Below are 25,171 nucleotides of genomic sequence, written 5' to 3' on the forward strand. Positions count from 1 at the left end.
GTCGGCATCCGTCTCGCGCTCCAGCCGGGCGCGCTCGCCGGCGCCGGCGCCGACCAGCTCACCGCGTACGGGAACGGCCTGCGCGAGGAGCTGGGGGGCCTGGCCGAGGCCGCCCGCGCCGAGCACCGTGCGGCCGAACTCGCCGCCGAGCGCGCCCGGCTGGAGCGCGAGACGGATGCCGACGAGCAGTTGATCGCCGACACCGGCGCCTGGCTGGAGGAGTGGGAGGGGGCCCGTCCGGGCCACGAGCGCCGGATCGACACGGCCCAGTCCGCCACCACCCGCGCCGCCGAGCTCGCGGGCACCCTGGAATCCTCCCGCCGCAAGCTCGCGTCTGCCCGTGAACGCGACCTGCGGGAGCGGGAGTTGCAGGACGCCGAGGAGCGGCTCCGGACCGCCCGGGACACCGCCGCCGACGCCCGCGACCACTGGCAGGACGTCCGCGAGGCCCGTATCAACGGCATCGCCGCCGAACTCGCCACCCGGCTCCGCGACGGCCAGGGCTGCCTGGTCTGCGGGGCGACCGAGCACCCGCACCCGGCCAGGCCCTCGGACCGGCAGGTCGGCCGCGCCGAGGAGGAGGCCGCCCAGGCCGCCCACCAGGACGCCGCCGCAGCCCGCGAGAGCGCCCAGGCGCACGTCGCGCGCGTCACGGCGGCCCGCGACGCCGCCGTCGCCGAGGCGGGACGGACACCCGAGGCCGAACTCGCCGCCTCCCATGCGGAACTGGAGCGCGCCTTCCGCGAGGCGTCCGCCGAGGCCGCGACGCTGCCCGAGGCCCGGCAGGCCCTCGACCGGGCCGTCGCGGAGCACACCCGGCGTACCCGGCTGCGGCACGAGGCCGAGAGCCGGGTCGCCTCCGTCGTCTCCCGCCGCGAGGTGCTGGACCAGGAGCACGCGGCGCTGACCGGGCAACTGGAGCGGGCCCGGGGCGAATGCGCCACCGTCGCCGAACGCCGTGCCGCTCTCGCGGCGCAGGCCGAACGGATCGCCGCTGCGGCCGGGGCCGCCCGTGCCGAGCAGGAGACCGCCCGCGCGCTCAAGGAGGCCGACGCGGGCCTCGCCGACGCCGCCTACCGGGCCGGGTTCGACACTCCCGAGGCCGCCGCCGCGGCGCTCCTGCACCCGGCCGAGGTGCAGCGGCTGCGGCAGCGCGTGGAGGAGCGCCGCCGTGAGGAGACGGCCGTCACCGCGGAACTCACCGCGCTGGACGTCGCGGAGGCCGCCGCCCTGCCGCCCGCCGACCCCGAGGGCGCCCGGCGCGCCGTCGAGGACGCCACCGGCGGGCTGCGCGGTGCCGCGGCCCGTCAGGACGCGGCCCGTACGACCTGCGCCGCACTCGGCCGACTCGGCGCCGAGGCGCTGATCCGTACCCGCGAACTGGCGCCCGCCCGCGCCGAGTACGCACGGCTGCGCCGCCTGGCCGACCTGGCGACCGGAGCGGGCGAGAACACGCTGCGGATGGAGCTGGAGACCTATGTGCTGGCGGCCCGCCTCGAACAGGTGGCAGCCGCCGCGAGCGTGCGCCTCCAGCGGATGTCCTCCGGCCGGTACACCCTCGTGCACACCGACGCCCGCGCCTCACGCGGCGTCAAGTCCGGCCTCGGCCTGATGGCCGTGGACTCCTGGACGGGCACCGAACGCGACACCGCCACCCTGTCCGGCGGCGAGACCTTCTTCGCCTCACTCGCCCTGGCGCTCGGCCTCGCCGATGTGGTGACCGACGAGGCGGGCGGCGCCCGGCTGGACACCCTCTTCATCGACGAGGGGTTCGGCAGCCTCGACGAGCAGACCCTCGACGAGGTCCTGGACGTGCTCGACGGGCTGCGCGAGCGGGACCGCGCGGTCGGCATCGTCAGCCATGTCGCGGACCTGCGGCAGCGGATCCCGGCGCAGCTCCAGGTCGTCAAGGGGCAGCGCGGTTCATCCCTGCGCCACCGCGCGGCGGGCGAGCGGTGAGGAGTAGACCACGTTCGTCGTCACCGAACCGAGCCCGGAGACACGGCCGGTGATCTCCTCCAGGTGACGCATCGAACGGGCGGTGACCTTCAGGATGAAGCAGTCGTCGCCCGTGACGTGGTGCGCCTCCAGGATCTCGGGCGTCGAGGCCAGCAGGTCGTGGAACGGCTTGTAGTTGCCGTGCGGATAGCGCAGCCGGACGAACGCGAGGATCGGGCGGCCGATCCGGTCGAGGTCGACCACCGCGGAGTACCCGGTGATCACCCCGGCCTCCTCCAGCCGGCGCACGCGCTCGGTCACGGCGCTGGCGGACATCGCCACCTCCCGCGCGAGTTCGGCGTAGCTGGCCCGGCCGTCGCGCTGGAGCGCGTCCAGAATGCGCCAATCGGTGGCGTCAAGGGATTCCACGGTCATGAGCGGTGTCTAGCAGGGGATTCCCCGGCCGGGCAACCATGAGGCCGGGGAACGTGCCTTCCGGGTGCCGGCCGCCGACCGTAGATTCCTGCTCATGACACCGACCTCCGCGCTTTCCGCGGCCGCCGCAGGCACCACCACCGACAACCCCGTGCTGCGGGTGCCGCCCGCCGCGCCCGCCGACGCCGCGGCCCACTTCGCGGCGAGCCTGGCCTTCCACACCGATGTCGCCGATGTCGCCGGCGCGCTGGCGGCCGGCGGCGAACCCGGCTTCGTGCTCGTCGACTCCCGTTCCATCGAGGCCTGGGACCAGGGGCACATCCCCGGCGCGGTCCACCTGCCGACCGCGCGGATCCCGCACGAGGCACCCGCCCTCCTCGACCCCGCCGTCCCCGTCGTCGTCCACTGCTGGGGCCCCGGCTGCAACGGCGCCACGCGCGCCGCGCTCGCGCTGGCCGGGCTCGGCTACCGGGTCAAGGAGATGCTCGGCGGCATGGAGTACTGGATCCGCGAGGGCTTCGCCTACGAGACGGCCGCGGGCAGCGAACGGCAGCCCGCCGACCCGCTCGCGGCTCCCGTCGCGGCCGGCGACTGCGGCTGCTGACGCTCGGCGCGAGCCTCACCGGGGGCCGTGAACACGCCGTACAAGACGTGGGGGCCGGCCCGGCCCACCGCCCGGCTTGTCGCCGGCGGCCGGCCGGGCGGCGGCCCTCACCCTCGAGGCCTGCCGGCACTTTCGGCCGAACGGCCGGACGTTCAGTGGTTGACGGAGGGGACGGTGGTCCGGGTTCTGCCGCCGTGGCCGTGCTGGGCCTCGCCGTTGGGCCCGGCCGGTACTTGTTGGCCGACGGCCTGGCTTCAGCGGACGACGGTGGCGACGAAGCGCCGGAAGAGGCGGTCCGGGGTCACCGCGAGTGCCCACCTGAACCCCCATCGGCCGTGAGTCGCCGCAACCGTCCTGGGGGGTGACGAGCGGCGACCGCAGCACCCGGTACGTAGGCGTAAACCGCGACTGTCATGGGGTTCCCCCGGTGCGGCACCGACCCCACGGCGAACAGAGCGGGGCCCGCACGTACCGCGCCGGGTACACGGGGGGCCGGTACCCCCGGGCCGACGGCCCGGCGTTCAGACCCGGCCCGCATCGAGGTGCTGAGCATCCCGCCGCCCTCCTCCGGGCGGAGGGCGGAGGGCGGAGGTGACGGGCCGCGGAAGCGGGTGTCGTCCGGCGGTCCGGGCTCCGCTGCCGGGGCGGTGCCGGGCCTCACCGCCGAGCCCGGCCACGTACCCCCGGGCCGACGGTCCGGCGTTCAGCGGACGACGGTGGCGACGGGCCGCCGGAAGCGGGTGTCGGCCGGTAGTCCGGGCGCCGCCGCAGGGGCGGCGGCGCGCAGCACCACGTCGAGCACGGCGTCCTCGTCGCAGGCGTAGTGCCCGCTCGCCCAGGCCGCGTTGGCCTCGACCACGGCCCAGTCCTCCCCGATGCGGCCGACGTCGACCACGACGGCGGAGGGCAGTGCGGGCACCCCGGGTGCGAACAGCCGCGCGGCGAAGTCCAGGACGCCCTCCCGCGCGGGGTCGGCGTCCAGCGGTGCCACGTCCAGCTCGCCGCCCGTCGCGTACCGGCTGCCCGTCAGCACCTCCCCGTCCCGCAGGAAGAGCCGGTACTCCACGTCGAAGGCGACGATGTCGCTGACCAGCACCGGTGCGTCGTCGTCCACCGCGTCCGGCCCCGGCAGTCCGCTGCCGTCCCGGTACACGCGGGCCGGGAAGCTCTTGTCGTTGGGCGGCTTGACGAAGGCCGGCCGGCGCAGTCCGCGGGCCTCCGCCAGGGTGGTGAACATGATATGACGTCGCGTCAGTTCCAGGGGCAGGCGGGCGAGCCAGTCGGCGTCCGCCTCCAGCAACGCCAGAGACAGTCCCTGGTCGCCCGCGACCGCGTCGGCGAACAGCGGCCCGGCGTACAGGGACGGGCCGGGCGCGGCCGACAGCTCGGCCGGCACGCGCCACTCCCGCAGGGTGTGCGCGGGAATGCCGCGCCGGTGCGCGGCGGTCGCCAGCGCGCGGCCGGTGGCCGTGGTGCGCGGCGAGAGGAAGAGGGTGCGGGCCGAGGTGTTCATGAGCGTCGATGATGCCCCGGTGCACCGCCGGGCGACACGGATTTAGCTGCCGGTCAGGCGACCCGCCCGAACCCGGCGCGTTCCAGGACCCGTTGCGAGAGCCGGTTCGCCGGATCGGTCGTGGCCAGCACCGTGCGCACCTCGGCGCGGGTCAGTGCCCGGTGCGAGAGGACGCGGACGGCGTCGGTGGCCCGGCCGGCGCCGCGTGCCGCCTTTTCAGGCGGCGCAGCCGCGGCTCGTAGGCGCGCTGTGCGTCGCGGTCCGCGACGCGCCCGATTCCGGAGCGTTCCGTGCGCACCTCGGCGCGGGTCAGTGCCCGGTGCGAGAGGACGCGGACGGCGTCGGTGGCCCGGCCGGCGCCGCGTGCCGACTGCTCAGGCGGCGCGCAGCCGCAGTTCGTACGCCCGCTGCGCGTCGCGGTCCGCGACCCGCCCGAACCCGGCGCGCTCCAGGACCCGTTGCGAGAGCCGGTTCGCCGGATCGGTCGTGGCCAGCACCGTGCGCACCTCGGCACGGGTCAGCGCCCAGTGCGAGAGGACGCGGACGGCGTCGGTGGCCCAGCCGGCGCCGCGCGCCGACTCCGAGAGGTCGTAGCCGATCTCGACGACCCGGTCGTCCACTGAGGGCGGGCCGTGGAAGCCTATGCCGCCGAGGGCGAGGCCGTCCTCCGACCGCTGGATCACGAACAGCCCCCATCCCGGCGCGTACACCCCGGCCGCGGCCGCGATCGTGATCATCCCCGCGGCGAGGACGGTGCCCTCGCCGGGCCCGCCGTCGATCCACGACAGCCCGGCCGGTTTGCCGTCGGCGAGCCGGGCCGCCTCCGGGGGGAGCTGTTCGCGCAGGACGATCCGGCCGTGGGTGAGCACCAGGCGGCCCTCGTCGTGGCAGGCGTGCGGGATCATCGGGTGGCACCGTTCCTTCGGGGGCCGGGGGTGCCGCGGAGGCGGCGCGGGCGGCGTGGGCGCTGGGGACCGGGTGCGCACGGGCGGGAAGGCTCGTGGCGCCCGCGCCGGCCGGGCGGCCGGCCGGTCCCGCGGACCCCGGGCACCCGGGCGATGTCCGTCCGTGCCACCCCGGTCGCGCCACGGCACGGACGGACCGGTGGACCCGTACAGAAGTCGAGCAACACCCCCATAGGGGCAGCCTATCCGCCCCGTGCCCCGTCAACAGGGCGTTACCGGACAGTCACTCGACGGAACGCGCCACACCGCCCGCGTCCCGCCGTCCGGCGGCGGTGCGGACCGCCGCCGGACGGGCACGGTCAGAGCCGGGACAGCTCGTCGACGAGGTCGTCCAGGCCCAGGGAGCCCTGGGACAGGGCGGCCATGTGCCAGGCCTTGGCGTCGAAGGCGTCGCCGTGGGCGGCGCGGGCGGCCTCCCGGCCCGCGAGCCAGGAACGCTCGCCGAGCTTGTAGCCGATGGCCTGGCCGGGCATGCCGAGGTAGCGGATGATCTCGCTGTCGAGCATGGCGGCGCTGAGCCCGTTGTATGCCCCGAAGAAGTCGCGGCCCAGCTCCGGGGTCCATGTCTCGCCGGGCCGGTACGGGCTGTCGTCCGGGACGCGCAGTTCCAGGTGCATGCCGATGTCGAGGATCACACGGGTGGCGCGCAGCATCTGGGCGTTGAGGTAGCCGAGGCGGCGGCCCGGGTCGGTGAGGAAGCCGAGTTCGTCCATCAGGCGCTCGGCGTACAGGGCCCAGCCCTCGGCGTTGGCGCTGACCTGGCCGAGGGTGGCCTGGTAGCGGGAGAGCCGGTCGGCGACGTAGGCCCACTGGGCGAGCTGGAGGTGGTGGCCGGGGACGCCCTCGTGGTACCAGGTGCTGACCAGGTCCCAGACCGGGAAGCGCTCGCGGCCCAGCGTCGGCAGCCAGGTGCGGCCCGGCCGGGAGAAGTCGAGCGAGGGCGCCGTGTAGTACGGGGCGGCGGCGCTGCCGGGCGGGGCGATGCGGGACTCGACGTGCTTGACCGGCTCGGCGAGGTCGAAGTGCGTGCCGTCGAGCGCGTTCATGGCTTCGTCCATGAGGGCCTGGAGCCAGTCGCGTACCGCGTCGACGCCGTCGATCGCCTCGCCGTGCTCGTCGAGGTGGGCGAGCGCCTCCATCGGGGTGGACCCGGGCAGGACCTTCTCGGCCTCGTCGCGCATCTCTGCCTCGATACGGCGGAACTCCTCCCAGCCCCAGGCGTACGCCTCGTCCAGGTCGAGGTCGGAGCCGGTCCAGTAGCGCGCCCAGGTGGCGTAGCGCTCCCGGCCGACCGCGTCGGAGGTGCCCTCGACCGAGGCGGCGTAGGAGTCGCGCAGCCAGTCGCGCAGCGCGGCCACGGCACCGGTCGCCATGGCGGCGCCCGCGTCGAGGTCGGTGCGCAGCGCCTGCGGGCCGTCCTTGACGAACTGGGTGAACCAGCTGCCCGCCTCGTCGTCCAGCCACTCGCCGAGCTGCACGACGACGGTGGCGACCTGCCGGGGGCCGGCCGGCAGCTTGCGGTCCAGGCCCGCCTCCAGGGAGGCCTGGTAGCCCGCCAGGGCCTCCGGCACCGCGCGCAGGCGGGCGGCGACGGCGGCCCAGTCCTCGTCGGTCTGCGTGGGCATCAGCGTGAAGACGTTGCGGACCGCGTGCACGGGGGAGTGCAGGTTGCTGACGGCGCGCAGGCCCTCGCCCGCCTCGTGGACGGCGAGTTCGGCGGTGAGCCGCTCGCGCAGCAGACGTGCGCAGCGGCGCTCGTCGTCGTCCGGCACCTCGGCGGAGTCGAGGGCGGCCAGGGTGCGCCGGGCGAGGTCCGCCTGGGCCTCCAGACCTGCCGGTGAGAAGTCGGGGAGCCGGTCCTGCCCGGTCCGGACGCCCAGGTACGTGGCGGTGATGGGGTCGAGTTCGGTGGCTTCGTCGACGTAGGCGTCGGCTACCGCGCGGGGCAGTGCGCTGCTGGTGGTGTCGGACATGGGCAACATCCTGGTACGGAGCGCCGGGCCGCGTCATCACCATTGCGGATCATATTGCTGACGCGGGCGGGAGCAGTGGTCCGCAGTCCCAGTGCTGGAAGATCAACCGGGTCTCGACGCGCGCCACTTCGGGCCGGGAGGTGAACTCGTCGACGACCAGGCGCTGGAGATCACCGGTGCTCGCGACGGCGACGTGCACGAGGTAGTCGTCCGGGCCGGTGAGGTGGAAGAGCGCGCGTGACTCGGGCAGTGCCCGCACCCGGTCCACGAACGGGCCGATCAGCTCCCGGCGGTGCGGCCGGACCTGGACCGACAGCAGTGCCTCCAGGGGCCGTCCGAGCCGGGCGGGGTCGACGCGCAGTTCGTGGCCGAGGATCACCCCGGTGCGGCGGAGCCGGTTGACCCGGTCGAGGCAGGTGGACGGTGCGACCCCGCAGGCGGCGGCGAGGTCCCGGTAGGTCGTCCGGCCATCGTTCTGCAGGAGACGCAGGATCTCGAGGTCGACCGGATCCAGAAGCACAGAATCGGACACCGGCCGAAATTAACACGGGCGATCACCGCTACGGGGCGGCAGGTGTTCAGCATCGGGCCATGGACACGACAGCCGCGCACTCATCCCGTTCCCGTGCCCTCGCCACCGAGGCCGTGCACGCGGGCCGCGAGGACCTCACCGATCTCGGCCTGCACGCCGTCCCTCTGGACCTGTCCACCACCTACCCCTCCCGGGACAGCCGCGCCGAGGCCGCCCGGCTGGACGACTTCGCCGCCACGGGCGCCGCCCTTCAGGGGTCGCCCGTCTACTCGCGTCTCGACAACCCGACGGTCGCCCGCTTCGAGACGGCGCTGGCCCGGTTGGAGGGCGCCGAGGCCGGCGTCGCCTTCGCCAGCGGCATGGCGGCGCTGACCGCCACCCTGCTGGCCCGGGCCGCCATGGGCCTGCGCCATGTGGTGGCCGTGCGCCCGCTGTACGGGTGCAGCGACCACCTGCTGACGGGCGGGCTGCTGGGCACCGAGGTCACCTGGACCGACCCCGCCGGAATCGCTGACGCCGTCCGGCCCGACACCGGCCTGGTGATCGTGGAGACCCCGGCGAACCCGACGCTGGCCGAGGTCGACCTGCGGGCGGTCGCCCACTCCTGCGGCACGGTGCCGCTGCTCGTCGACAACACCTTCGCCACCCCCGTCCTGCAGCGCCCGCTGGAGAGCGGTGCCCGGATCGTGCTGCACAGCGCCACCAAGTACCTCGGCGGCCACGGCGACGTCCTGGGCGGGGTCGTCGCCTGCGACGAGGAGTTCGCCCGCGTGCTCCGCAAGGTGCGCTTCGCGACCGGCGGCGTGCTCCACCCGCTCGCCGGCTATCTGCTGCTGCGTGGGCTGTCGACGCTGTCGGTCCGGGTGCGGGCCGCGTCGGCCACGGCCGCCGCGCTGGTGGAGCGGCTGGCCGCGGACCCGCGGGTGGCGCGGGTGCACTACCCGCGGATCGGCGGCGCCATGGTCGCCTTCGAGGTGCACGGCGACCCGCACGAGGTGATCGCCGGGGTCCGGCTGATCACCCCGGCGGTCAGCCTCGGCGCCGTCGACACCCTGATCCAGCACCCGGCCTCGATCAGCCACCGCATCGTGGACGAGGACGACCGGCACGGTGCCGGCGTCAGCGACCGGCTGCTGCGGCTGTCGGTCGGGCTGGAGGACGCCGAGGACCTGTGGGACGACCTGGACCGGGCGCTCAGCGCAGCGGAGCGCTCGCCTCGGCCGGTGACAGCGTCGCGGTGATGACCAGGGTCCCGTCCTCGACCTGGTAGTCCAGCGGCAGGTCCAGGCGGCGCATCGCCGCGATCATCGCGGTGTTGGTCGACCGGGTCACCGCGTACACGCATCCGCACCCGTCCTCGACGGCCTGTGCGACCAGCCGGCGCAGCAGTTCCAGCCCGATACCGCGGCGCTGCCAGGCGTCCTCGACGAGCAGCGCGACCTCGGTCTCGTCGCCGTCCCACAGCAGGTGGGCGAGGGCGACGACGCGGCCGGAGACCGTCTCGGCGGCGAGGGTCCGGCCGAACCGCGGGGAGAGCAGGTGGGTGAGGTAGCGGTCCACGTCGGCGACCGGACCGTGGTAGCGGTGCGCCAGCGTGGCCGGTGAGCAGCGCAGGTGCAGGTCCCGGGCGGCCGCGAGGTCCTCGGGGCCGGCCCGGCGGACGGTGATCTCGTTGCCCTCGGGCAGGGTCAGGACGGCCCGGTGCCCGGGGACCCGCACGCCCAGCCGGTCGTCCAGTTCGACCAGCGCGCGGGCGCGGGCGAACTCGGTCGGGGTGAAGGGCAGGCAGGCGCGTTCCACGGTGATCGTCCCTCCGGCGGGGTCGCGCAGCCGCATGACGGTCTCCTCCAGCGCGTCCTCGGCGATGTCGCCGCCGGGCTGGCCGGACGGGGTGGACCTGATGGTGCAGCGGCCGAGCAACTGGCGCAGGGAGAGCGGAAGTTCGGCGGCGTCCATCGCGGTGCGGGTGGCGAGGGTCAGCATCCGGGTCGGGGTGTCGACGAGGTCGTGGGCGTCGGCCCGCTCGATCCAGGTGTCGCGGCCGCCGGCCGTGTCCGCGGCGCGGGTCAGTTCCCCGGCGGGCAGTTCCGCGGGGGCGCGCAGCAGGAACTCGTCGACGGTCCCGTCGGTCAGCGGGTGCGTCTGGAGGGTGAGGATGTCCACGTCCCGGGCGGCCAGTGCCGTGGTCACGGCGGCGAGGCTGCCGGGCCTGTCGCGCACGGTGGTGCGCATCCGCCACAGGGCCGTCCCGGCGTTCCGGACGGGGCCGGCATCCCGGGCGGGGTCGGCGGCGGAGCTTTCCCCCGGCTCCGCCGTCGCGGTGGCGGCGGTGCCGCCGGCCGGTGGGGGTGAGTGGCCGCGGCGGCGGGCCCGCCATGTGTGGAGGCCGGCCGTGGCGATCAGGGCGGCGGCCGGGGTGTCCAGCAGAACGGCGCCGTCGGCTGCGTGCCGGGTGAGTCCGGCGAGTCCGGCGATGAGGTCGGCCGTCGCGACCGCGACGAGGAGTGCGGCGAGCCCGACGGTGCCGCGATGCCAATGGTGGCGAAGCCGACGGGAGTTGGTCGTGGCGTACGTCAGATCCGGCATGCAAACACCATGCCGAAGACGTGTTGCGCGATCGCGAACGCGCTGTGACCGACGGGTAAAGGGTGTTCCATGTCGATTAACTCCCCTTTTCAATAGTTTCGTCCTGCGACAATCGGCGCAGGCAACGCCCGTACCGGCGGGCGACGACACGCTGAGTGACGCGTCCCAAAGGGCCCAGTAGACGCACGTACCACGCGCCGGGTCCACTGACGGCCGTCACATCAAGCCACACGGTGCCGTCCGCCTCCCGGCCGACGACGAACGACTCCTCGCCGCGCTCGGGGTGTCCGGCGAGCGTCCCGTACGCGAACCCGGCCCGCTCCGGGCCCCGTTCGGCCCACACCACCCGGCACGGAGCGCGCAAGGGGCCGAAGCGCAGCGGCACCCGCACCCCCGGCGCGGCGTCCGGGGTGTCCGCGGGCACCCGCAGTCCCGCCGCACGGTGCATCCGCCAGCCGAACAGGGCGCGGGTGGCGGCCGCCATGACCTCCGGTCCCGCGCCGAGCCGCGTGCGCTCCCGCAGCCGGTGGAACCCGGGCGGGGTCGCCGCGCCGGGGTCCCGGGTGATGCCGGCGTGGTCGTAGGTCAGTTCGTCGGTCACGACCGGCATGTCTACCGCAGGATGCGGTCGTGCGGCCCCGGCGAGGCGTGAATTCGTCCTCCTGCCCGGGGGATGTGCGTACGCCCGTGCAGTGGCCGCCGCGGTCCCGGCGGCGGACCGTACAGCCGCCGCCGGGACGCTCCTCGTGGCCGTCCGGCCCGCTACTGCCCGACCAGGCCCGGCCGGAGCACCTTGGTGAACAGGACACTGCCGTCCTGCTCCCGCAGACGGACCGTCAGCTCCCCGGTGTGGCCGTCGATGTCGACCTGCCCGAAGAACTGGTAGCCCTCGGCCGGGGAGACGTTCGCGGCGGTCGGCGCCTTCACGAACACGCGCTCCGGGCCGAACGTGCCGTCCAGCGCGCTCGCCGGGAAGGCCCCTGCGTTGAGCGGGCCGGAGACGAACTCCCAGAACGGCTCGAAGTCGGCGAAAGCGGCACGCGAGGGCTGATAGTGCTGCGCCGAGGTGTGGTGGACGTCGGCGGTCAGCCACACCGTGCCGGTGATCCGGCGGTGCTTGACGAAGCGCAGCAGCTCGGCGATCTGCAGCTCGCGTCCCAGCGGCGCGCCCGGGTCGCCCTGCGCCACGGCCTCGATGTTCGGCAGGCCCTCGGTGGTGTCCGGTACGACCAGGCCGATCGGCATGTCGGCGGCGATGACCTTCCACACCGCGCGGGACCGCGACAGCTCGCGCTTGAGCCACTCCAGCTGCTCGCGGCCGAGGATGCCCTGCGGGTCGCGGGTCTGGTCGTCGGGGGAGTTGGCGTTGCGGTAGGTGCGCATGTCGAGCACGAAGACGTCCAGCAGCGGGCCGTGCCGCAGCACGCGGTGGACCCGGCCGTCGGCGCCCGGCCGCAGCGTGGAGACGGGGAAGTACTCGCTGAACGCGCGGCGGGCGCGGGTCGCGAGGACGTCCACGCGCTTCTCGGTGTAGCGCGGGTCCGAGGCCCCGACGACCTCGCCCGGGTACCAGTTGTTGCGCACCTCGTGGTCGTCCCACTGGATGATCGAGGGCACCTGGGCGTTGAACCGCCTGAGGTTCCCGTCCAGCAGGTTGTAGCGGAAGTTGCCGCGGAACTCGGCCAGGGTCTCGGCGACCTTGGACTTCTCCACGGTGGTGATGTTCCGGTAGGCGGTGCCGTCGGGCAGCGCCTGGGTCGCGGCGATCGGGCCGTCGGCGTAGATGTTGTCGCCGCTGCACAGGAAGAAGTCGGGGTCCAGGCGCCCCATGGTGTCGAAGATGCGGTAGCCGCCGATGTCGGGGTTGATGCCCCAGCCCTGTCCGGCCAGGTCGCCGGACCACACGAAGCGCACCCCGGCCCGGCGGCTCTGCGGCGCGGTCCGGAAGGTGCCGGAGACCGGCTCGCCGGTGCGGCGCGGGTCGTGCGGGTCGGACAGCAGCACCCGGTAGTGGATCTGCTCGCCCGGCGGCAGGCCGTGCAGCCGGGTCGCACCGGTGAAGTCGGTGTCCGGCCCCACCAGCGGGCCGGTCCAGCGGCGCGCGTTGCGGAACGACCCCGTCGCGCAGGTCTCCACGACCATCCGCGCCGGCCGGTCCGAGCGCACCCACACCAGGCCGCCCGTCGCCGTCACATCACCGCTCTGCACGCCGGACGTCGCCGCCGGCCGCCCCGACAGGGCCAGCGCGGGAGCTGCCGTCGTCGCCGGCACCAGCAGCGCCCCCGAGGCGGCGAGCCCGCCCCGCACCACCGCGCGCCGGCCGACGCCGCTCCCTGTTCCGTTCGCCATCGTGACCTCCAAAGTCCGCAACAAGTGGGCCGTTGAGTGTCCGCCACCGTTCCTACTCGTGCCGTGTGCCGTCGGCCCCAACGACCGGTGAACAACCGGCCGGTACCTCGCCGGGCACGGCGGCCCGCGGCGCCACCGGGAGCCCCGCGCACCGCCTGATCCCGCGGAAAGCGCTGGTCACGCCGGGCCGCGCCGCCATACGATGTGCGGCATTCGGCGGCCGCGATCACCAGATCGCCCTACCCCGCGCCGCCCCCCGGGGCCTTGCCGGCGCAGACACCATGACTGCAGACCAGACACCGCACACCTTCCAGGTCGACCTGCGCGGCCTGGTGGACCTCCTCTCCCACCACCTCTACTCCAGCCCCAAGGTCTACCTGCGCGAACTGCTCCAGAACGGCGTCGACGCCATCACCGCGCGCCGCGCCGAGCAGCCCGGGGCACCCGCGCGCGTGGAGCTGTTCGCCGACGGGGAGCGGCTGCGCGTGGAGGACACCGGCATCGGCCTGACCGAGGCCGATGTGCACAACCTGCTGGCGACCATCGGCCGCAGCTCCAAGCGCGACGGACTGGAGTCCGCCCGCGCCGAGTTCCTCGGCCAGTTCGGCATCGGCCTGCTCGCCTGCTTCGTGGTCGCCGACCGGATCCGGGTCGTCAGCCGCTCCGCCCGCGTGCCGGACGCGCCGCCCGTGGAGTGGACGGCCCGCGAGGACGGTTCGTACACCGTCCGCACCCTGCCCGACGAGGCACGCCCCGAGCCCGGCACCACCGTGCACCTCACCGCCCGGCCCGGCAGCGGCGAATGGCTCACCGAGGAGCGCGTGACCGCGCTCGCCAAGGACTTCGGCTCGCTGCTGCCGTACGACGTGCGGGTCGGCGGTACGCCGGTGACCGAACGGCCGCCGGTGTGGGAGCGCCCGCACCCCGGCCCGGCCGCGCGGCGCGTGGCGCTCGCCCGCTACTGCCACGAGCGGTTCGGCTTCAGCCCGCTGGACGTCATCGACCTCGACATCCCCCTCGCCGGGGTACGGGGGGTCGGCTACGTGCTGCCCGCCGCCGTCAGCCCCGCTCAGCGTGCCGGGCACCGCGTGCACCTGAAGGGCATGCTCCTCACCGAGCGGGCCGACGACCTCCTGCCCGACTGGGCGTTCTTCGTCCGGTGCGTCGTCGACACCGACAGCCTGCGGCCGACCGCCTCCCGCGAGAGCCTGTACGCCGACGAGACCCTGGCCGCCGTCCGTGAGGCCCTGGGCGAACGCGTCCGGGCCTGGCTGACCGGCCTGGCCGCGGGGGAGCCCGAGCGGCTCGCCCAGTTCCTCTCCGTGCACCACCTCGGCGTCAAGTCGCTGGCCCGGCACGACACCGACATGCTGCGCACGATGCTGCCGTGGCTGCCGTTCGAGACCACCGACGGGCAGTTGTCGCTGGAGGAGTTCGCCCGCCGCCACCCCGTCGTGCACTTCACCCGCACCGTCGAGGAGTTCCGGCAGGTCGCGCCGATCGCCGCGGCCCAGGGCATCGGCGTCGTCAACGGCGGCTACACCTACGACGCCGACCTGGTGGAACTGCTGCCCGAGGTCCGGCCCGGCACCCCCGTCGCCGAACTCGACGCCGACACCGTCACCGCCCACCTCGACGCCGTCGACCCGGCCGAGGAACTGGCCCTGTCCGGCTTCCTGGCCGCCGCCCGGGCCCGCCTCGACGCCCTGGGCTGCGACGTGAGCCTGCGCGCCTTCCACCCCGTCACCGTTCCCGCCCTGCACCTGGACGACCGGTCCGCGCGGCACGAACGCGCCCGCGCCGAGGAGGAGGAGCAGGCCGGCGAACTGTGGGCCGGCATCCTCGGCGCGCTGCGCGGCGGCGCGCCCCGCGCCCGGCTCGTGCTCAACCACCTCAACCCGCTGGTCCGGCGCATCAGCGGCTTCGGCGACGCCGAACTCGCCGGCACCGCCGCGGAGGCGCTGTACGGACAGGCGCTGTTGATGGCACAGCGCCCGCTGCGCCCCGCCGACTCCGCGCTGCTCAACCGCGCCTTCCTCGGCCTGCTCCAATGGGCCGCCCGCACCGGGGACGACCCCGGCTTCCACCCCAAGCCCCATGCCGTCGACGGCGAACAGGAGGACGGCCGATGAGCACCCAGGACCCCGCGGTCGCGGCCGTGCACCGCGCCCTGGCCCACAACCGCGACGAGCCCGAGGGCCGGGCCCGCAACGCCGGCGCCGAGCGCCTCGTCGCCGAGGCCGAGGCCACCGGCGACACCCCGCTGCTGCTCGACGCGCTCTTCAACCTCGCGAGCGCCTACACGTACAGCAGCGAGCGGACCAAGTTCTTCGTGCCCTTCGCCCGGTTGCTGCGCATGTGGGACGCGCGGCCGGCCGACTTCGACAGCTCCACCACCAGTCAACTGCACTGGATATTCAAGTGGGTCGCGGGCGTGATGCTCGACCAGCCCGACGTCCCGCTCGCCTCCATCGAGAAGTGGCAGAGCGAGATGGAGCACCGCTACCGGCTGGCCGGGCACTCCGAACGCGCCGTGCGGCAGGGCGACTTCCGTATCGCCCGGCACCTCGGCGACACCGGCCGCGCGGAGGCCGCCTTCGCCGCCTGGCTCGCCGCCGACCGCGACATCATGGCCGACTGCCACGCCTGCGAGCTGCACGGCCAGGGCACCTGGCAGGCCGACCTCGGCCGGGACGCGCAGGCGCTGGCCACCTGGGAGCCCGTCCTCCAGGGCACCTACACCTGCGCGCACGAACCGCACAATGTGCTGGCCTCCTCCCTGCTGCCGCTGGTCCGGCTCGGCCGGCTCGACGAGGCACGCGCCCACCACCTGCGCGGATACCGCATGGTGCGGTCCATGGAGAGCATGCGCGGCGCGGTCAGCAGCCACGTCGAGTTCTGCGCGCTCACCGGCAACGAGGCCCGCGGCCTGGAGATCCTCGCCGAGCACCCGGCGTACTTCACCGACGACGGCGACCCCGACACCCACATGGAGTTCCATGTGGCCACCGCGCTTCTCATGCGCCGCCTGGTCGACCTCGGCCACGCCGGCCGTGCCGTCCCGGGGCCGGCCGGGTCCTCCTGGACCGCGGGCGAGATGCTCGCCCACGCCGAGCGGGAGGCGGGCGTGCTCGCCGCGCGCTTCGACGCCCGCAACGGCAACGACGCCGTCGGCCGCCGCGTGCGCGAGCGGCTCGGCGGACGCCCGCTGGTGGACCGGCTCCCCCTCGGCGTCCGGGCCCAGCGCCTGACGACGCCCGAGCGGCCGCGGGCCGCCGCGGCGGCTCCCGAGCCCGCGGCGGCCACCCCCGCCGACGTGCCCGCGCTGCTCGCGGAGGCGCGCCGCCTCACCGGGATCCAGCACCCCGGAGCGGGCGCCGCATGGGCCGCGCTGGCAGGTGCCGCCGAACGGACCGGGACGGAGCTCGACGCCCGCGCCCGTGCGGAGATCGCCGACCACGCGGGCCTCGACGCCTTCCAGGACCCCGGCACGGCCGTGCCGTCCTTCGAGACCGCGGCGGAGCTCTTCGAGGCCGCTGGCGATCCGGGCGAGGCCGCCGCCTGCCGTGTCCGGGCCGCCTGCGCGACCGCACTCGCGGATCCCGCGGACGAGGCGCTGGCGGCCTTCGACGCCGCCTGCGACGCTCTGCGCGCACTCCACGCCGCGGGCCGGGCGACGCCGCGGCAGCTCAGTGGGGCACTGCTGGCCCGCGTCCGGTTGCAGAACCCCGGACCGGAGGCCGAGGAGGAGGTCGCCCGGCTCGTCGCGTTCGCCGAGGAGCACCGCGACGCGGAGCGCATGGCCTCCCGGCTCGCGGACGCCCTCGTCCTCCAGGCCCGGCTGACCGCCTCGCGCGGCGATGTGGCGACCGCCGCGGCGCTGTTCGCGCGGGCCGCGGCCGTCCGGCACGACGCCGGGCTGCCCTGGTACGCGGCCGAGGCGGAGGCGCTGCTCGCCGACCTCTCCCTCCAGTGCGACGACAATGCCACCGCCGAGACGTCGGCCCGTGCCGCCCTCGACCACGGCGACGCCCACTTCGAACCGGTGCAGCGCGCCCACCTGCACACCGTCCTGGCCTCGGCGCTCGCCGCCGGCGACCGGAACGACGAGGCGGCCGGGCACGCCCTGGAGGGTGCGCACTGGGCCGACGAGGCGGGAGAGGCCGAGGGACTCGGCGCCTGGGCGCGGCTCGTGCTCGGCGGCGCACAGCTGCGGCAGGGCCGGACCGCCGAGGCGGCCACCGTCCTGGAGACCGCGCTGCCGGACCTGGAGGCCGGGCACCACGACGGCCGTGTCGTCCAGGCCCGCTGGTGGCTGGGCGAGTGCCTGCAGGACCTGGACGAGCCGCGCGCGGCCGCGGAGCAGTTCCTGCTGGCCGCGGAGATCGCCAAGGGCTGGGACGAGCAGCAGGACCACGCCGTCCTCGCCCATCTCGCCGCCGACTGCCTGGAGCGGGCCGGCCTGGCCGGCGAGGCCGTCCGCGCCTACGCCCGCGCCGAGGAGCTGTGGCGCGGCCTGGAGCGCCCGGCGCAGGTGGTCAGGACGCTGCGGGCACGGGCCTGGATCACCCTGCGCGACGGTCAGGGCGGCGTCGCCGAGGGCCGCCGTCTCATGGAGCGGGCCGCCGCCGAGGGCGAGGCGGCACTGGCGGCCGCGACGGCCGCCGGTGACCTGTCCGGGGCGCACCACCTGCGCGCGGAGCTGGCCGGTACCTACCGGCAGAGCGGCGAGCTGGTCGTCCGTGCCTGCGACCACGAGCCGGGCGACGCGGAGGACGACGGCTCGGCGCGCGCGGCGTACGAGGAGGGCGTGGCCTTCGCCGAGCGTGCCGCCGAGACCTTCGGGCCGGGCGACGACCGCAGCGCCGCCCTGCTCATGGCGGCCTGGCTGGAGGCCGACCTCGGGCTGCCGGGACGCGCGGTGGCCCGGGCGCGTGAGGTGCTGGCCGGCTACGCGGGCCGGGAGGGCGCGATCGCCGAGCGGCGCGTCGCCGAGGCGCATGCGCTGATCGAGTACGCCGAGGACGCCGGTCGTGCCGGGGGCGCCGGGGACGCGGAGGCCGCAGTGCACGGCGAGAGCGGGGACGTCCAGGGGGACTAGTCTGAAGGGTGGCTTTTGTCGCTACATCCGGTTCGCCCGGCGACCGAGGAGGCCACCGTGACAGCAGAAGCCCCCGCATCCCCGTCCGCGCTCGCGGGCGGCGACCGGTACCTGCCGATCGCCGCCCACGGACTCATCGGCGACCTGCGCAGCGCCGCCCTGGTCGGTACCGACGGCACCATCGACTGGTACTGCTGCGGCCGGTTCGACGCGCCCAGCATCTTCGCCTCGATCCTCGACGCCGACCGCGGCGGGAGCTTCGAGCTGGCCGCCGACGTACCGGCGCTGACCAAGCAGTTCTACTTCCCGGACACCAATGTCCTCATCACCCGCTTCTTCGCCGAGGAGGGCATGGGCGAGGTCCAGGACTTCATGCCGGTCGTGGACGACTCCCACGACGAGGGCCGCCACCGGCTGATCCGCCGGGTGGTCTGCGTCCGCGGGCTGCTGCCGTTCCGGGTGCGGGTCTCCCCGCGCTTCGTGTACGGCACGGTGCCGCACACCACGCACGTCCACGGGGTGCAGGCGATCTTCGAATCCGCCGTCCAGACGCTCTCGCTGACCTCCGGGGTGCCGATGGAGACCGACGGCACCGACGTGTGGGCGCAGTTCAAGCTCGCCGAGGGCGAGACCGCGGTCTTCGCGCTGGACCAGATCGGCGAGGGCGTCGAACTGCGCGGCTGCCCGCTGACCGAGGCCGAGGGCGAGTTCGAGGCCACCGTCCGCTACTGGCGGCACTGGCTGTCCAAATCCCGCTACCGGGGCCGGTGGCGGGAGATGGTCCACCGCTCGGCGCTGACGCTCAAGCTGCTCACGTACGCGCCCACCGGCGCCATCGTGGCCGCGCCGACCACCAGCCTGCCCGAGCGCATCGGCGGCGAGCGCAACTGGGACTACCGCTACGTGTGGATCCGCGACGCCGCGTTCTGCGTCTACGCCCTGCTGCGGCTGGGGTTCACCGACGAGGCGGAGTCCTTCATGCGCTTCCTGTCCGAGCGGGTGGCCCTCGGCGCCTGCGAGGACGACGGCAGCGGACCGTGCGACGGACCGCTGCAGATCATGTACGGCATCGACGGCCGCACCGATCTGCCCGAACGCGAACTCCCGCACCTGGAGGGCCACCGGGGCTCGGCGCCGGTCCGGATCGGCAACAGCGCGGTCGGGCAGCTCCAGCTGGACATCTACGGCGAGCTGATCGACTCCCTCTACCTCTACGACAAGTGGGGAGCGCCGATCTCCAGTGCCCACTGGGACACCGTCTGCGGCCTGGTCGACTGGGTCGTGGACAACTGGGACCAGCCCGACGAGGGCATCTGGGAGACCCGCGGCGGCCGCAAGAACTTCCTCTACTCGCGCGTGATGTGCTGGGTGGCGATCGAGCGGGCGATCCGCATGGCCAACCACCGGGGCCTGCCCGCCGACCACACCCGCTGGTGCAAGGCCCGTGACACGATCTACCGGCGGATCATGCGCGAGGGCTGGTCGGAGGAGCGCCGCGCCTTCACGCAGTCCGAGGGCGAGGACGTGCTCGACGCGTCCGTGCTGATGATGCCGCTCGCGAAGTTCATCTCGCCGACCGACCCGAAGTGGCTGTCCACCCTCGACGCGCTCGGCAAGGACCTCGTGTCTGACTCCCTCGTCTACCGGTACGACCCGATGTCGAGCCCGGACGGACTGCGCGGCGAGGAGGGCACGTTCTCCATCTGCTCGTTCTGGTACGTGGAGGCCCTCACCCGGGCAGGCCGCGCCGACGACGCGCGCCTGGCCTTCGAGAAGATGCTCACCTACGCCAACCACCTGGGCCTGTACGCGGAGGAGATCGACCGCACCGGCGAGCAGCGCGGCAACTTCCCGCAGGCCTTCACCCACCTCGCCCTGATCAGCGCGGCCTTCAACCTCGACAAGGCCCTGGGCTGACGGTGGCGCCGGGGCGCCGCTACCGGTGAGGGGGCGGCGCCGGCGTGCCCGCGGCCGGCCAGGCGACGGCGCGGCCCGGCCTGTGCGGCCGACTCCGCGCGGGCGGCGGCGGCGGACCGCGACCGCGGCGAGCGGGCCTGCACCGCCCGCCTGCTGCGGCCAGTACGCCGCCCATGGCGGGGAAGCCGAGGCCCGCGCCGAGCACGGCGCCGGTGAGTGGGCCGCAGGCGACCCCGAGGGGCGAGGCGGCCGGGCCGATTTGCACTGGGCTGACGACGCGGCCCGGACCGGGACAGTTAGGCGACGCGGCCGAGTTCGGGGCGGGCGGCGACGGTGGCGCGGCGCTACTGCGACCGCGGCGCGTCCCGGGGCCGCTGGCGGCGGAGCCGAGGGGCGACCTCGGTGAGCGGTACGGCGGCGGCCAGGGGCCTGAGGTCGGCTGCGGTCTGCCAGGCCGATCGGCTGTGGGCTGACGGCGCGGTTCGGCCGGTGTCGTCCGGGCCCGGCGGCCACGGCGGCGGCGTTCCGACCGCGACGTGTCCGCGGCTGCCGGCGGCGAAGAGCCGGCGTACCCGGCCCCGCACGGCGTGAGCGAGCCCGAGGGGGGAGGCGGAACCGGCGTGAACGGCCCGCCGCCGCGGCCGTCCAGCGAGGCGGCTGGGCCCATCCGCACTTGGCTGAGGGTGCGATCCGGCCAGGTGCGGTCCGGGCCAGGAGTGCAGTGGCCAGTACGCCGCCCATCGCGGGGAAGCCGAGGCCCGCGCCGAGCACGGCTCCGGTGAGTGGGCCGCTGGCGACCCCGAGGGGCGAGGCGGAACCGGCGTACACCGCCCACCGGCCGCGGACGGCCAGGCCGATCGGCTGTGGGCTGACGGCGTGGTTCGGCCGGTGTCGTTCGGGCCTGGCGGCGGCGGCGTTCCGACCGCGACGCGCCCGCGGCTACTGGCGGCGGAGCCGGCCCAGCGGCTGCGCCCGTCCAGGCCGGTCCGGGCCCGGACCGGGACGGCTATGCGGCGCGGCCCAGTTCGGAGCGGGCGGGGGCGGCGGCGTTCCTGCGGCGGCGGACGGCGATCGCGACGCGGCCGGGGCCGCCGGTGGCGGAGCCGAGGGCGACCGCGGTGAGCGGTACGGCGGCGGCCAGGAGGACACCGGCGAGTACGCCGCCCATGGCGGGGAAGCCGAGGCGTGCGCCGAGCACGGCTCCGGTGAGCGGGCCGCAGGCCACCCCCAAAGACGAGGCGGCGCCGGCGTACACCGCCCACCGGCCGCGGCCGTCCAGCGAGGCGGCCAGGCCGATCGCGTAGGAGAGCACCACGGGATAGAACGTGTTCCACAGGATCTCGCCGGCGGCGAAGGCCGCCGCGTCGTGCGCCGAGGAACTGACCGCCACACAGCCCGCGATCAGCGCGGTGCCGAGGCCCACCGGCAGCGCGCGGCCGAGCCGCGGGCCGAGCGCGCCCGCCGCGGTGACCCCGAGCAGCCCGCCGCCGAGGGCGACCGCGAAGACCACGCCGAGCGCCGCCTCCGACAGCCCGACCCGGTCCAGCCCGATGCGCCCGCTCACGCCCCACAGCGCGTTCTGCGCCATCGACCAGCACAGCATCGACGCCGCCAGCACCAGGCCGGAGCGGCGGTGCGGCAGCGGCCCGGCGGTCTCGGACCGGGACGCGACGACGGGGGCGGTGGACAGCCACCGGGTGAGCGGCAGGACGAGCAGGGCCGTTGCGCCGATGGCGGCCAGTGGCAGGGCGTGGCCGCCGCCGAGCGCCGGCAGCACGAGGTAGAGCGCGCCGGCCACCGCCGAGGTGGCCAGCAGGCCGAGCACGGTGACCCGGTGCGGTTCCCGTTGCCCGGCGATGCCCACGGCGGCCACCGCCGTCGCCGTACCGGACCCGAAGCCCCCGGCGACGCAGCCGGCCACCACCAGGGCGACGTGGTGCGTGGCGGCGGCCGTGGCGAAGCCGCCGGCGATGAGCAGCAGGCCGCGCCTGGCCAGCAGTGCCCGGCCGATCCGGTCGACGCGCGAGGCCAGCAGGAACCCGGCGCAGGCGGAGGCCAGCAGCAGTGCGCTCCCGACGGCCCCGGCCTGCGAACCGCTCAGGGCGAGCCCGGTCGTGAGCCGTCCGACGACGGTGGGCATCAGGTACGGGGCGAGGTAGCCGGCGCAGAAGAGGGCGACGAGCGGCAGCAGGGCGCGCGAGGGCGCGGTCCGCGAAGACATGGGCGTTCCTGATGGACGGCCGAGGACTCGGCGACAAGCGTGGGGGAGGAGCGACCGTCGACGGACAGGAACGCGCAACCATGTGTATCAAGCACTTAGGGGCGCGGTTAAGAGGGGGAGGGCAACTCAAACCTGTCGTTGCGCGATTGAGACCAAATGCTCGCACGAACCCCGCAGGCGACAACCGACGTCCGCCCGCCCGACAGCCGCGCGTCACCCGCGCGAGGGGCTGGGCCGTCCGGCCGGTTCGGGCGCCGGCACGGGAGTGCCGCACCTCACACCGCCCGCACGGACCACGGCGGGAACTACCGCGGTCCGCGCGTAGTTCGAACAAGTACGGGCCGTCGCGCAAAGCGCCGGCCCGGCCAGCGGCCCCGACCGGGGGCCCCCGTCCCGGTCGGGGTCTTCATCGCCCGCCGCGACCGCCGCGCGGTCGCCGGGTGCATCACTTCACGCCGAGCAGCTGCTCCAGCGGATCGATCGCGAAGTACACCACGAAGAGCGCCGACACCGCCCACAGCAGCCAGTGCACCTGCCGGGCCTTGCCCAGCACGGTCTTCAGCACGACGTACGCGATGAATCCGGCGCCGATGCCATTGGTGATCGAGTACGTGAACGGCATCACGGCGATCGTCAGGAAGGCGGGGAGGGCGATCTCGAAGTCGTCCCACCCGATGTTCTTGACCTGCGTCATCATCAGGAAGCCGACCGCCACCAGCGCGGGCGCCGCCGCCTGGAGCGGCACGATGGTCAGCAGCGGACTGAGGAAGAGCGCCACCGCGAACAGCCCGCCGGTGACGAGGTTGGCGAAGCCCGTGCGCGCGCCCTCGCCGACACCGGCCGCCGACTCGATGTAGGCGGTGTTGGAGGACGCGGAGGCCGCGCCGCCCGCGACCGCCGCGGCGCCGTCGATCAGCAGCACCCGGCCCAGGTTCGGGACCCTGCCCTCCTCGTCCAGCAGGCCGGCCTCGGCGGTGATGCCGACGACCGTGCCCATCGTGTCGAAGAAGTCCGACAGGATGAGCGTGAAGACCAGCAGCACGGCCGTGATCACGCTGATCTCGCCGAAGGCCCCGAAGAGACTGAAGTGCCCGAGCAGCCCGAAGTCCGGCGCCGCGAAGACATCGTCCGGCACCTTGGGTGTGGTCAGGCCCCAGCTCTTGATGTCGGCCACCGCGTCGACGACGATCGCGACCACCGTCATCGTCACGATGCTGATGAGGATGGCGCCCTTCACCTTGCGCGCCAGCAGCGCAACCGTCAGCAGCACGCCGAGGCAGAAGACCAGCACCGGCCAGCCCGACAGCGCGCCGCTGCCGCCCAGTTGGACCGGGACGGTGGTGTTGGCGGCGTCCGGGACGCGGCTGACGAAACCGGCGTCGACGAAGCCGATGAAGGCGATGAACAGGCCGATGCCGACGCTGATCGCCTGTTTCAGCGCGTGGGGTATCGCGTGCATCACCGCTTCCCGCAGTCCGGTGACCACCAGGACGCAGATCAGCAGGCCCTCCAGGACGACCAGGCCCATCGCGTCGTCCCAGCTCATCAGGGGCGCGATCTGGAAGGCGACCACCGCGTTGAGGCCGAGGCCGGCCGCGATGGCCAGCGGGAGGTTGCCGCCGACACCCATGATCACGGTCATGACGGCGGCCACCAGCGCGGTGGCGGTGACCAGTTGGCCCGTCGACAGGGCGTGCCCGAACTTGTCCTTCGCGCTGCCCAGGACAATGGGGTTGAGCACGAGGATGTAGGCCATCGTGAAGAAGGTGGCGAAGCCACCGCGGATCTCCCTGCCGAAGGTCGACCCGCGCTCCCCGATGCGGAAGTAGCGGTCAAGTGGGTTGCCTGGCGCGGGCGGTGAGCCCTTCGCCACGTCGGTGGCCTGCGCGGACATGCTGCTCCTCGGGGTGCGGCGATCGGTCGGCCTGCTGGTTGGGGGGATTGTGTACGCCCGGGCGACGGTTCGGGTTTTGGAAGTGTTTCCTTGCGCTAACGAATGTGTACCGCTCAACCGGCCCGGCGACGAGGGGCGTTGAGAGCGGTCGCTCGCACGGTTCCCCCCGCCGTGCCGGTCCGCCGGGTGCCCGGAAGAATGGGGGGCGTGGGAGACGACACCGCCGCCGCAGCGGTCTTCGAGGAGCACCGTCCCGTCCTGACGGGCGTGGCCTACCGCATGCTCGGCCGCTTCGCCGACGCCGAGGACGTCGTGCAGGAGGCATGGCTGCGCTGGGCCGCCGCCGACCGGGACGCGGTGCGCGAACCGCGCGGCTACCTGGTGACCGTCACCACCCGGCTCGCCATCGACCGCCTGCGGCAGGCGCAGTCGCGGCGCGAGGCGTACGTCGGCCCGTGGCTGCCCGAGCCCGTCGCCACCGACTTTGCGCACACCGTGCCCGACACCGCCGACCGCGTCGTCCTCGCGGAGTCCGTCTCCCTCGCGGTCCTCGTGCTGCTGGAGTCGCTGTCGCCGCTGGAGCGCGCCGTCTTCGTGCTGCGCGAGGCCTTCGACTACCCGTACGCCCGGATCGCCGCCGTCCTGGACCGCGCCGAGCCCGCCGTGCGGCAACTGGCCGGACGGGCCCGCCGCCACGTCGAGGAGAAGCGCGCCCGCTACGACGCCGACCCGGCCGCGACCGCCGAGATCACCGAGCGGTTCCTCGCCGCCGCCCTCGGCGGCGACATGGACGGCCTGCTCGCGCTCCTCGCCCCCGACGTGCGCCTGGTCGGCGACGGAGGCGGCGTGCAGAAGGCCCCGCGGCGCGTCATCGAGACCGCGGCCAAGGTCGCCCGCTTCCTCCACGCGATCGCGCCCACCCCGGTGCCCGACCCCGCGTTCACCCTCCGCGAGGTCAACGGCGTCCCCTCCCTCGTCCTCACCTCCCGGGGCCTGCCGCACACCGTGGTCTCCCTCGAACTCACCGACGGCCTGGTCACGACCGTCTACGTGCTCACCAACCCCGGCAAGCTGACCGGCGTCGCGTCACCCGCCCCCGCCCTGTGACAGGTGGGGCGGGAGGGCTCGGTTAGGGTGCCGGAG

General features: G+C 74.7%; 17 protein-coding genes and 1 pseudogene. 7 read left to right on the forward strand and 11 right to left on the reverse strand.

What is annotated here, in order from left to right; translation table 11 throughout:
• Positions 1-1,959, forward strand: a 1,959-nt coding sequence (locus ABZ883_RS35685) for an SbcC/MukB-like Walker B domain-containing protein (protein ID WP_360913793.1), incomplete at its 5' end; no start/stop codon positions are given.
• On the opposite strand, the gene ABZ883_RS35690 is transcribed toward ABZ883_RS35685, so the two are convergent.
• Complete coding sequence (locus tag ABZ883_RS35690; RefSeq protein ID WP_360913795.1) at positions 1,924-2,373, reverse strand: Lrp/AsnC family transcriptional regulator; 450 nt, start codon at positions 2,371-2,373, stop codon at positions 1,924-1,926. The two genes, ABZ883_RS35685 and ABZ883_RS35690, sit on opposite strands and share 36 nt — an antisense overlap.
• A 94-nt stretch (positions 2,374-2,467) precedes the next feature.
• Between ABZ883_RS35690 and ABZ883_RS35695 the strand changes: the two genes are divergently transcribed.
• Positions 2,468-2,977: a rhodanese-like domain-containing protein gene (locus ABZ883_RS35695; protein ID WP_360913796.1), complete on the forward strand. Its 510-nt coding sequence runs from the start codon at positions 2,468-2,470 to the stop codon at positions 2,975-2,977.
• A gap of 703 nt (positions 2,978-3,680) precedes the next feature.
• Here ABZ883_RS35695 and ABZ883_RS35700 read toward each other — a convergent pair.
• The 5 genes and pseudogenes from ABZ883_RS35700 to ABZ883_RS35720 form a co-directional block, all read right to left on the reverse strand.
• Complete coding sequence (locus ABZ883_RS35700; RefSeq protein WP_360913798.1) at positions 3,681-4,490, reverse strand: ATP-grasp domain-containing protein; 810 nt, start codon at positions 4,488-4,490, stop codon at positions 3,681-3,683.
• A 53-nt stretch (positions 4,491-4,543) separates the two neighbouring features.
• A pseudogene (locus ABZ883_RS35705) lies at positions 4,544-4,690 on the reverse strand (GNAT family N-acetyltransferase); the annotation flags it as partial.
• A 174-nt stretch (positions 4,691-4,864) separates the two neighbouring features.
• Positions 4,865-5,395 (reverse strand): GNAT family N-acetyltransferase, encoded by a 531-nt coding sequence (locus ABZ883_RS35710; protein WP_360913800.1) that lies wholly within the window; start codon positions 5,393-5,395, stop codon positions 4,865-4,867.
• Positions 5,396-5,754: 359 nt separating this feature from the next.
• The gene (locus ABZ883_RS35715) at positions 5,755-7,428 is read right to left on the reverse strand and encodes a DUF885 domain-containing protein (RefSeq protein ID WP_360913802.1); all 1,674 of its coding nucleotides are present in this window, start codon (positions 7,426-7,428) and stop codon (positions 5,755-5,757) included.
• Positions 7,429-7,477: 49 nt separating this feature from the next.
• Entirely contained in the window at positions 7,478-7,960 is a 483-nt protein-coding gene (locus tag ABZ883_RS35720) for an Lrp/AsnC family transcriptional regulator (protein ID WP_360913804.1), read from the reverse strand.
• A 59-nt stretch (positions 7,961-8,019) separates the two neighbouring features.
• On the opposite strand from ABZ883_RS35720, the gene ABZ883_RS35725 reads away from it, so the two are divergent.
• The gene (locus ABZ883_RS35725; RefSeq protein ID WP_360913806.1) at positions 8,020-9,201 is read left to right on the forward strand and encodes a PLP-dependent transferase; all 1,182 of its coding nucleotides are present in this window, start codon (positions 8,020-8,022) and stop codon (positions 9,199-9,201) included.
• Here the strand turns inward: ABZ883_RS35725 and ABZ883_RS35730 are convergent.
• The 3 genes from ABZ883_RS35730 to ABZ883_RS35740 all read right to left on the reverse strand — a co-directional run bounded on the left by ABZ883_RS35730 (position 9,155) and on the right by ABZ883_RS35740 (position 12,895).
• On the reverse strand, positions 9,155-10,546 hold the full coding sequence (locus ABZ883_RS35730) for a GNAT family N-acetyltransferase (protein ID WP_360913808.1): 1,392 nt from the start codon (positions 10,544-10,546) through the stop codon (positions 9,155-9,157). The two genes, ABZ883_RS35725 and ABZ883_RS35730, sit on opposite strands and share 47 nt — an antisense overlap.
• A gap of 76 nt (positions 10,547-10,622) precedes the next feature.
• A complete protein-coding gene (locus tag ABZ883_RS35735) occupies positions 10,623-11,156 on the reverse strand; it encodes a DUF1990 domain-containing protein (RefSeq protein WP_360913810.1) in 534 nt (177 codons plus the stop codon).
• A 152-nt stretch (positions 11,157-11,308) separates the two neighbouring features.
• On the reverse strand, positions 11,309-12,895 hold the full coding sequence (locus ABZ883_RS35740; protein ID WP_360913812.1) for an alkaline phosphatase D family protein: 1,587 nt from the start codon (positions 12,893-12,895) through the stop codon (positions 11,309-11,311).
• 281 nt (positions 12,896-13,176) lie between these two features.
• Here ABZ883_RS35740 and ABZ883_RS35745 point away from each other — a divergent pair, with 281 nt between their 5' ends.
• Genes ABZ883_RS35745 through ABZ883_RS35755 form a run of 3 tightly spaced genes read left to right on the forward strand, consistent with a single transcriptional unit; the run spans position 13,177 to position 19,913 of the window.
• Positions 13,177-15,027: an HSP90 family protein gene (locus ABZ883_RS35745; RefSeq protein ID WP_360913814.1), complete on the forward strand. Its 1,851-nt coding sequence runs from the start codon at positions 13,177-13,179 to the stop codon at positions 15,025-15,027.
• A complete protein-coding gene (locus ABZ883_RS35750; protein ID WP_360913816.1) occupies positions 15,024-17,996 on the forward strand; it encodes a tetratricopeptide repeat protein in 2,973 nt (990 codons plus the stop codon). The genes ABZ883_RS35745 and ABZ883_RS35750 overlap by 4 nt, the downstream gene beginning before the upstream one ends.
• 57 nt (positions 17,997-18,053) lie before the next feature.
• The gene (locus tag ABZ883_RS35755; RefSeq protein WP_360913818.1) at positions 18,054-19,913 is read left to right on the forward strand and encodes a glycoside hydrolase family 15 protein; all 1,860 of its coding nucleotides are present in this window, start codon (positions 18,054-18,056) and stop codon (positions 19,911-19,913) included.
• Between the two features lie 1,006 nt (positions 19,914-20,919).
• Here the strand turns inward: ABZ883_RS35755 and ABZ883_RS35760 are convergent.
• Both ABZ883_RS35760 and ABZ883_RS35765 read right to left on the reverse strand, forming a co-directional pair.
• On the reverse strand, positions 20,920-22,134 hold the full coding sequence (locus ABZ883_RS35760; protein ID WP_360913820.1) for an MFS transporter: 1,215 nt from the start codon (positions 22,132-22,134) through the stop codon (positions 20,920-20,922).
• A 445-nt stretch (positions 22,135-22,579) separates the two neighbouring features.
• Positions 22,580-24,028, reverse strand: coding sequence for an NCS2 family permease (locus tag ABZ883_RS35765; protein ID WP_360913822.1), 1,449 nt, complete (start codon positions 24,026-24,028; stop codon positions 22,580-22,582).
• A gap of 207 nt (positions 24,029-24,235) precedes the next feature.
• Between ABZ883_RS35765 and sigJ the strand changes: the two genes are divergently transcribed.
• Positions 24,236-25,135 (forward strand): RNA polymerase sigma factor SigJ, encoded by a 900-nt coding sequence (gene sigJ / locus ABZ883_RS35770; RefSeq protein ID WP_360913824.1) that lies wholly within the window; start codon positions 24,236-24,238, stop codon positions 25,133-25,135.
• Positions 25,136-25,171: the final 36 nt, after the last annotated feature.

The sequence above is a fragment of the Streptomyces sp. NPDC046977 genome (assembly GCF_040644455.1).
Classification (GTDB): domain Bacteria; phylum Actinomycetota; class Actinomycetes; order Streptomycetales; family Streptomycetaceae; genus Actinacidiphila.